General features: G+C 32.5%; 10 protein-coding genes. 1 reads left to right on the top strand and 9 read right to left on the bottom strand.

Annotated elements, in window-relative coordinates; translation table 11 throughout:
• The first annotated feature begins 106 nt into the window (after nt 1-106).
• The gene (locus ACOI1D_RS06185) at nt 107-826 is read left to right on the top strand and encodes a hypothetical protein (protein WP_422500075.1); all 720 of its coding nucleotides are present in this window, start codon (nt 107-109) and stop codon (nt 824-826) included.
• A gap of 170 nt (nt 827-996) precedes the next feature.
• Here ACOI1D_RS06185 and galE read toward each other — a convergent pair whose 3' ends face one another.
• The 9 genes from galE to pseI form a co-directional block, all read right to left on the bottom strand.
• Nucleotides 997-1,992 carry a UDP-glucose 4-epimerase GalE gene (galE, locus tag ACOI1D_RS06180; RefSeq protein WP_422500073.1) on the bottom strand — a complete coding sequence of 332 codons (996 nt, stop codon included), beginning with the start codon at nt 1,990-1,992 and terminating at the stop codon, nt 997-999.
• Nucleotides 1,993-2,241: 249 nt separating this feature from the next.
• Nucleotides 2,242-2,967 carry an SDR family NAD(P)-dependent oxidoreductase gene (locus tag ACOI1D_RS06175; protein WP_422500072.1) on the bottom strand — a complete coding sequence of 242 codons (726 nt, stop codon included), beginning with the start codon at nt 2,965-2,967 and terminating at the stop codon, nt 2,242-2,244.
• Nucleotides 2,964-4,211, bottom strand: a complete 1,248-nt coding sequence (locus tag ACOI1D_RS06170) for an ANL family adenylate-forming protein (RefSeq protein ID WP_422500070.1) — start codon at nt 4,209-4,211, stop codon at nt 2,964-2,966. Before ACOI1D_RS06170 ends, ACOI1D_RS06175 begins: the two co-directional genes overlap by 4 nt.
• Nucleotide 4,212: 1 nt before the next feature.
• A complete protein-coding gene (locus ACOI1D_RS06165; protein WP_422500069.1) occupies nt 4,213-4,440 on the bottom strand; it encodes an acyl carrier protein in 228 nt (75 codons plus the stop codon).
• An 18-nt stretch (nt 4,441-4,458) separates the two neighbouring features.
• The gene (pseH, locus tag ACOI1D_RS06160; protein ID WP_422500068.1) at nt 4,459-4,998 is read right to left on the bottom strand and encodes a UDP-4-amino-4,6-dideoxy-N-acetyl-beta-L-altrosamine N-acetyltransferase; all 540 of its coding nucleotides are present in this window, start codon (nt 4,996-4,998) and stop codon (nt 4,459-4,461) included.
• Between the two features lie 75 nt (nt 4,999-5,073).
• The gene (locus tag ACOI1D_RS06155; protein ID WP_422500067.1) at nt 5,074-5,301 is read right to left on the bottom strand and encodes an acyl carrier protein; all 228 of its coding nucleotides are present in this window, start codon (nt 5,299-5,301) and stop codon (nt 5,074-5,076) included.
• Nucleotides 5,291-6,625: a DUF4910 domain-containing protein gene (locus tag ACOI1D_RS06150; RefSeq protein WP_422500065.1), complete on the bottom strand. Its 1,335-nt coding sequence runs from the start codon at nt 6,623-6,625 to the stop codon at nt 5,291-5,293. The genes ACOI1D_RS06155 and ACOI1D_RS06150 overlap by 11 nt, the downstream gene beginning before the upstream one ends.
• Before the next feature lie 26 nt (nt 6,626-6,651).
• Complete coding sequence (locus ACOI1D_RS06145) at nt 6,652-7,428, bottom strand: AAC(3) family N-acetyltransferase (RefSeq protein ID WP_422500064.1); 777 nt, start codon at nt 7,426-7,428, stop codon at nt 6,652-6,654.
• Nucleotides 7,429-7,456: 28 nt separating this feature from the next.
• A complete protein-coding gene (pseI, locus tag ACOI1D_RS06140; protein ID WP_422500081.1) occupies nt 7,457-8,497 on the bottom strand; it encodes a pseudaminic acid synthase in 1,041 nt (346 codons plus the stop codon).
• Nucleotides 8,498-8,653 lie beyond the last annotated feature (156 nt).

Raw genomic sequence — 8,653 nt, 5'->3', positions numbered from 1 at the left:
CATAAAATGAACACAACACTTTCATTTACTTTATTGTATATTGTTGTTGACTGTGGTCAACACTTAAAATATAATTGGATTATATGATAGGATGAGGTGAGTTTTAATGGCTAGTGAGGAACAATTCAATAAAGAGGAATTTGCCACTCTTCTTGATCGAGCGAAGGGTGATAGATCAATTAATCAATTCGCTAATGAAACAGATGTAAGTGCTGCTCATATTTCTAGGTTTCTTAGACAAATGATAGCTTCAGCTCCTACTCCTGAGACTATATCAAAATTTGCTGCTAAATCTCAAAACGAGGTTACATATCAAGACCTTATGATCGCTGCGGGACATATTGGCAGACGAGATGATACTGATGAAAATGACAAAAGTAGAATGGAAAGAGATTCACCAATGAACTTGAGGTATCAAATGGAAGAATTAAAGAAGAAATTCATTCAGGTCATTTTAGCCGATCTATATGATAGACCATTTAAATGGAGTGTAGAACAGCCTGAAGGAAGAATGAGATTTCCTGATATAATTCTAAATATTGATAACGAGGGTTACAATAGATGGTATTTAGATTTCAAGCCAAGTGTACCAGGGCGTCGTCACCCCTCTTTTATGCACTCGATTCATCTGTATGGCCGTATCGCAATGTTTGAATTATTGGAAAATGATAAATATACTATAGTTGTTAATGACGAAAAAGATTTTGAAATGATAATGAAAAGACCACCTTTATCTCTTAGAGCTAATTTATATGTAATGCTTATTGATCTAGAATGGGGTAAAGTTATAAAAGAAGAGTTGCTGTGCAGGTATAGAGAAGAATAGGATTATGCTATGATGAAACACATCCTTTTTTGTGGTAGTAATATTGAAGATTGGGAAGTTACTATGTGTTTCAGACATTAACGCACTAAAGTTACATTCCACAACGAATACACCCACCAAGCCAACTATTCAGGCTCAGTGGGTAATTTTCATTAACCTTATAATGCATTTTACTCTTTAAAATTTTTCTCAAATCGCCAAGCATCCCGGCACATAGAAATAATATTACGTTTAGCTGTCCAACCTAGTTCCTGCTTTGCTTTTGAAGCATCAGCGTAACATGAAGCAATATCTCCAGGTCTTCTATCTACTATTTCATAAGGAACTTCAATACCATTAGCCTCTTCAAATGCCTTGACTAACTCTAATACACTAGTACCTTGACCAGTTCCTAAATTATAAATATGAGCACCTTCCGTGAGATTATCCAATGCTGCAACGTGACCTTCTGCTAGATCCAACACATGGATATAGTCTCTTACACCTGTACCATCTATCGTTGGATAATCATTTCCAAATACTCGAAGCTTCTCCCGTATCCCCTTTGCTACCTGAGTTACATATGGCATGAGATTATTGGGAATTCCATTTGACGCTTCACCAATTAACCCACTTTCATGAGCTCCTATTGGGTTAAAATATCGAAGGATTGATACCGAAAAAGCAGGATTCGCCTTTGCTATATCAGTTAGAATTCGCTCACTTATAGCTTTAGTTTCACCATAAGGATTAGTCGATGGTAGGAGGTCCATTGTCTCAACAAATGGTACTTTATTATCCCCATACACTGTCGCTGATGAACTAAACACAAACCGATTCACACCATATTTTTGACAAGTTTTTGTAAGAACCATAGTGCTTAGGATGTTGTTGTAATAATATTCTAGTGGCTTTTCTACAGATTCACCCACTGCTTTAAGGCCAGCAAAATGAATAACACCACCAATTTCATGATTAGAAAAGATGGTGTCGACTGCAACCACGTCATTTACATCTATTTGATAAAAAATAACTTCTTTATTTGTAATTTGCATAATTTTCTCAATAGCATCATTCTTACTATTACAAAGATTATCAGCAACTATAACAGTATGACCTGCTTCTAGTAAAGCTACACACGTGTTAGAGCCTATATATCCGGCACCACCGGTAACTAGGATATTCATTGGAAAAAATCACCTCGTTTCAATTAAGACTAGGTTTCTGAATGTATAAAATTCGAAAGGTTTAATATAAACAGGATCCGGCTAAAAATATGATATAAAAAAGGAATGAAATTCTAAATTATACTTCTAAGGATACTCTTTAAAGTATAGTGTTTTTTGTAAACTCTATTCTTCGATCTATTTTTATGAAGTTAACTTTGTGAACAACATTTTAGCCGAGATAAATGCAGGCGTCATGACTTAGATCTCTTAGATCGTACCATTATCAACATGGATCGCAGTACCAGTAATCGACTTTGATTTTTCGGATAATAAATAAAGAACAGTACTTGCCACACTTTCAACATCAGTTTCTTTTTTCAATGATGTTCTTTTATAAATACGATCCTTTTGTTCATCTGTTAATGCTTCACTCATTGAGGTTTCCATAAATCCAGGTACAACACAATTAGAACGAATTCCTTTACTGCCCCATTCTCTTGCTGTATTTTTAGAGAAGGCCTCCATTGCACCTTTAGATGAAGCATACATACTTAAGCCCTTATAACCAGTATGAGCACTAACCGAAGATACATGAACAATAGACCCTTGAACCTTGTTTAATAACATATCTCTTATTGCATATTTGGTTAAATGCATTGCTGAAAAAACATTCACTCTGAACATACGCTCCAAGCTATCAATATTTAAATTAGATACAATATCATCATAAGCTAGTGCAGAGTTGTTCACTAGACCATAGATCGGTCCTAACTTACGAATTTGTTGAGTATATAGTTGTTTGATATCACTCACATTTTCTAAATCATAAGAAATATGTTTGAATTTATTGGGATACTTATCAACTAGATCTTGAACTGTTTCTTCACTTGAACGACTTAAGCCAATTACTCCATATTCCGTTTCTGATAATATCTGATTAATTATTTCTTTTCCGAGCCCTTTCGAGTCACCTGTTACAATTATCCATTTCATTTTCTGACCTTCTTTCCAGTTCGAGTTCGAGGAATATCGTCTACAAACTTAATTATTCTTGGGATTTTCCATTCTTGTAATTGTTCACTTGCAAATTTCTTAATTAACTTTTTAAGTTCCATATCATCAGCATTTTCATCTTTGACAATATCCACAACAAGTATGTGCCCCGTAACCCTGTTTTCTTTTGATTTTACTAATAAATCAATTATACCAGGGATTTTCATTATTGTATTCTCAACCTCAATTGGATTTACTTTATATCCACCAACATTTATAATATCTGATTTTCGAGATATAAACTTGAAATGATAATCATCTGTTGGTTCAACAAGGTCCCCTGTTTTGAACCAACTATCTTCTAGAGAATATAAATCTAAATTTGCTAATAGACTTTGATGAATTAATAACTCATTGCTTTCATTAAATTTAATAAGTCCTCTAATTGTTTCTGGAATTTCAAAAATATCTCCTTTTGCTACAAACAGACTACCTGCCTCTGTAGATGCATAAATATTTCTTATCTTTGCATTTGGGAATATAGATTTTATTGCTTTCTCCATACTTGAGTCGTATTTTTCCCCACCAAATGTAATTCTCTTAATACTTTGATATATATTATCTTTAAGGTATGGTAATACATTTCTATAAAACGTAGAGGTTGCAGAAATATTAGTGATTTTATATTTCTCAATTAAATTCGATACATTTCTTTGTTGCCCACCGAAAGTATAAATCATAGTATTTTGGTTCATTAGCGCTTGGAAAAACACCTGTAATCCTGCCATATGAGTAGGGTTATATGCAAATGCCCATATATCATCCTTTAACTTATCATGTAATTTCACATTTCTAGTTAGGGTCTGTAGATTGTGACCTACCTTTTTAGGTCTGCCAGTTGTTCCAGAAGTATATAAGATTAGTTCCCAATTTTTATTTTCCTTTATAACATTTAAAAGATGTTTAACATCAATTATTTTTAACTGCTCTTCAATTTTCTTTGAAACAGATAATAATTCAGTATCAAACTCAATTTCCTTAAGTTCACTTTCTGAAAAGTCACCATCTAGGACTTCAATTGAATAGCCATAAATTAAGCTATGAATAATTAATAAAAATATTTCATATGGATTATTGTCTCCAATGTATAAAGTTGGTAAATAAAAATCCTTATTATTTAAATCATTTATGAGCTTTTGATAGGTGTACTCTACTTCATCATGTACTAAAAAAACCTTTTCCATATTATTTCCCCTCTAACTTAGAGATTATCTCCCCAACTGTTTGAACAATGCCGTCCTCAAAAATATCAACATCGAACTCATCCTCAAGTCTTACTGTTAGTTCAGCTAGCATTAATGAATCCATATTCAGGTCATCTCTTAAATCCATAGAGTGTTCAAGAGATTTTATGGTGTTATTTCCTGATTCCTCTAACATTTCGTTTAAAATTTCTAATAACTTATCTTGCATTTGTTTGGCCTCCATTAATTAATCTTCAAATTTACTATTATATTTCTTAAACTTCTTTAAATTTCCCTCCCATTGTTCTTTTAGTAACTCCATTAAATATACATCGTGAAATTTATCATACTTAAATATATGACTTTTATAATTTCCAACCTCTCTATAACCATGAAGTTTATGGATTTTCATTATGTTACTATTACCTTCCATAACTTCTGCAGTAATTTTATTTAGGTTAAGGTTATTAAAAATATAGTTATATAGATAAGGTGGAATAATTCCACCGTACATTTTATATTTGTCGTCTCCAATGAAAAAACCCCAACTCGTTTTCTTATTATAAAAGTCAATATCATTTAATGAGATTACTCCTACTAAATTCCCTTTAACAGAGATAACCCAATACCTCTCAGTTGGCATATTCGATACTTTGTCAAACCATTTTTTTTGATTGTCTAAGTTATAGTCAATATCGGTGTACATAAATTTTGTGACACTCTCTTTAGTTCTCCATTCTAAGACCTGTTCAAGGTGTTCTTCTTTTAATTTAAGAAATTCTATCATTGTTTTTCAATCTCCCAACGAGTTTTTTAATTGGTATACTCCAATTCTTCATGTACTAAGAAAATATTTTTCGTATTATTTCCCTTTTAACTTGGAGTTTATCTCCCCTACTGTTTGAACTATGCCGTCTTCAAAGATATCAACATCAAATTCATCCTCAATCCTCACTGTAAGTTCGGCTAGCATTAATGAATCCATATTTAGCTCGTCTCTTAAATGCATATTACTTTCAATAGTTTCAATAGTTTCATTTCCGGATTCCTCTAACATTTCATTTAGTATCTTTAATAATTTATCTTGCACTGGTTTGGCCTCCAATAATTTCTTTCTGATTAACTTCTGATAGTAATTTATTTTGCTGTAACTTTTCAATTATTGAATACAAGTTTTTAACTGGAACATTAATAATATTGCTTATATCAATAAGGTCATTTTGACCGTCTGCATATGCAATGAAATTCATCATGTCCCTAACTATCTTACCTGACTCTTTTGTACTTAGTGTTGGATATAACCCTCTCTTACCTAACTGTGGCTCTCCCAAGCAATTTATTTTGTACTTATTATTTTTTTCAAGTAATTGTATACATTCTTTGTAGATGTCAATACATCCCTGTAATCCATTTGCTGTTACTAATTCTAAGTTATCAAGAGAAGTATGGTACTCTGGATACTGACCGTACTTCGTTCTCATTATACTTGCAACTGGCAAGTCAATACCAGGGCTACAGTATTGTCGCTCGTCACTGCCTCTATCCAAGAAAGAATACCTAATAAAATCAGGGTAATTTTGCTGCAATACATTCAAAGCTGCTCTATCCGATAAAGTGTTTCCGTCCCTCGATGGTAGGTATGAATATGCCCTCTCATCTCCTACACAAGATATATTATATCCTGCAACAATATTTTCTTTCATAGTTTTATAATTTCTACTTAAGTAAGTAATTGATCCAATTGTTTCTGGAATAAACACAATTCTATATGTATATTCTCTAGGTTGACTCAAAATCCACTTAGCTAAATAGGTTGTAAGTACAGGACCAGAAAGTTCATTATTTGCCATGGATGGATGACAAATATATGTAGATAGAAATATTTCTTTATCTGTTTGCCCAGGTATAATTAATTCGCCATAAGTCAAGCTTCCATTCTTTAATTCACTATCAATGTAAACTCGATATTTCCCTTCACTTAGTTCCTGTCTCTGATTATGAGTAATGCAAAATCCCCAACGTTCCTTGTAATATGAAGTAATATAGGGTATTGCATCTGGTTGATCTTCTAAAGAAAATAAATGCTCCTGTAATTCCTCTAACGTAACTTCCTTATCGACAGGAATTGAATAGCTAACTACATGTAAATTATTCTCTTTAAAGTCAACAATTTTATTTCCTTTCTCATCCATTATATATGCATCTCTAATATTCCATTCTTTTGGAACTTCCCAGTCGAATACCTTTGTACCTGTAGACACTTCTACTGTTTGCAAAGGAATAAGTTCTTGGATAATTTCTAATGTTTCTCTAACCCCGTTTCCGGTAATACTACGGCAGATAGGGTAAAGTTTTTTCATAAGTTGATACATATTTTCCCCATCTTGTAGTTCGGTTATATCATCAGTTTTCATTCTCGTTTAGCCTCCTACTTTAGAATCTATTGTTTATCTACCATAAATAATTTTTTTGCTCCATTATACAAAATATCTTCTCGTATTACATCGTACGCTTTGTTTAAATCAATTAAATAAAAGTCTACATTGTTAACACTTTGGCATTTTGAAACTTCTCGTTTTTCCATTTCTTTACCAATAGGATTTATTTTTGTTACTACTGATCTATCTAAATCCCTAACATTCATAGAATATGTTCGAACACTCTCATTTCCAAGCTTATCTATATATTTACTAGTGAAGTCTTTCATATACCTATAATCTACTTTCTCCATTTCTTCAACATAGTGCGCAAACGTGAATGAGTTTTGATAACATAAACCTATAGTTAACATTTTAGCTTTCATTCTATGCAAATACGCAAAAGGAGAATCTTCACCAAAGGAACTTTTATTATTCATATTCAATAACTTATCTTTATCCTTCCCCCAGACTGCAAAAGAGTATATAGGATGTTGAGTTCTAATAAAATCCTCTCTTTTTAATGCTGCATTAGTCAATGCACCTGTTTTAGAAACTGTATTATTGTAATCAAATTTTTCACCATTACAGAATCCCCAATTAAATGTAGGGAAAAGTAGGGTACCCTTTCCACCTATTTTATTTATTAAACTATCTATAAAAAAATTCAAATCTAATTTTTCACCATTCCTAAGTGCTTCTACTGCTAAACGAGTAATATCCGAACCTACTAAAACCGTGTCACCTTCATCTATTTGAAATAAGTCTACTATTTCTTTATAACTAACATAATTAGACAATTATATGCACACCTCTCTTCAAACTTGACTACTCAATAATATCCCAACTTACCGGAGTACCTTTAGCAATATCCTGCCTAGCTTTATTTCCAATTACTGATTTTATATGTTGAGGTTTTAATCCATAACCTGGTCTTATTGATCTTACATTATCTTCTGTAAAAACATCCCCAGCTTTTATACTTTTTACAACAAATAAAGACCGACAAAACTCTCTACTTTTCACTTTTTTATCCGTGAGCTCATAATCTACGTTTCCTAATGCTTTCTCTGCATCCCTTACCGAATTAACAAGCATCTTAAATTCTTGCTTATCTAATGAAAAGCTAGCATCAGGTCCACCAATACTTTTTTCTAGAATAAAATGTTTTTCTATTACTTTTGCACCTAAAGCAACCGAAACAATAGGTGCTGTTACTCCTAAAGTATGATCTGACAAACCAATTTCCACTTTAAATGTCTCTTTTAAATTTTGCATTGTTAATAGATTCGCATCTTCAATCTTCGCTGGGTATGCGGATGTGCATTTCAACAAAATTATTTGATCATTGCCTACTCTTCTACATGCTTTTACTGCATCATCTATTTCTCCAAGAGTGGCAATGCCAGTGGAGATAATCACTGGTTTCCCTTTAGAAGCAATATATTCAATTAAAGGTATATCTGTTATTTCAAATGAAGCCACCTTATATGCGGGTACACTTAAAGTTTCCAAGAAGTCTACGGCTGTTTTGTCAAATGGACTTGAAAAGCAAACCAAATCAAGCTCTTTGGCATACTTTATTAGCTCTTCATGCCATTCCCAGGGAGTATGGGCCTCTTTGTAAAGATCATGTAGAGTTCTACCGTCCCATATTGTGCCGCTGTTAATTTTAAAATAATCATTATTACAATCTATAGTAATAGTATCTGCAGTATAAGTTTGTAACTTTATTGCATCAGCACCAGCTTCTTTAGCTGCTTTCATTGTATCTTTCGCTATATTAATATCATTTCCATGATTAGCTGAAAGTTCTGCAATTATAAATGTTGGACTCTTGGTATCGATTGTATAATTACCTATATTAATTCCCACGTTTATCCTCCTACCATAACTTAATAACTTTTTAGCAACTTCGAATGTTATATGATATTGATTCATAAGCTAATAATCAAATCTATAAATCCGGACAGATATTTAATCTATGATGTCCACGAATTAACACTTTGAGTAAGGTGGGCAATA

This window comes from Virgibacillus sp. DJP39 (assembly GCF_049310925.1).
Taxonomy (GTDB): domain Bacteria; phylum Bacillota; class Bacilli; order Bacillales; family Amphibacillaceae; genus Virgibacillus_F.
The sequence above is the reverse complement of the archived record's forward strand: the minus strand, read 5'-3'. Positions and strand labels throughout refer to the sequence as shown.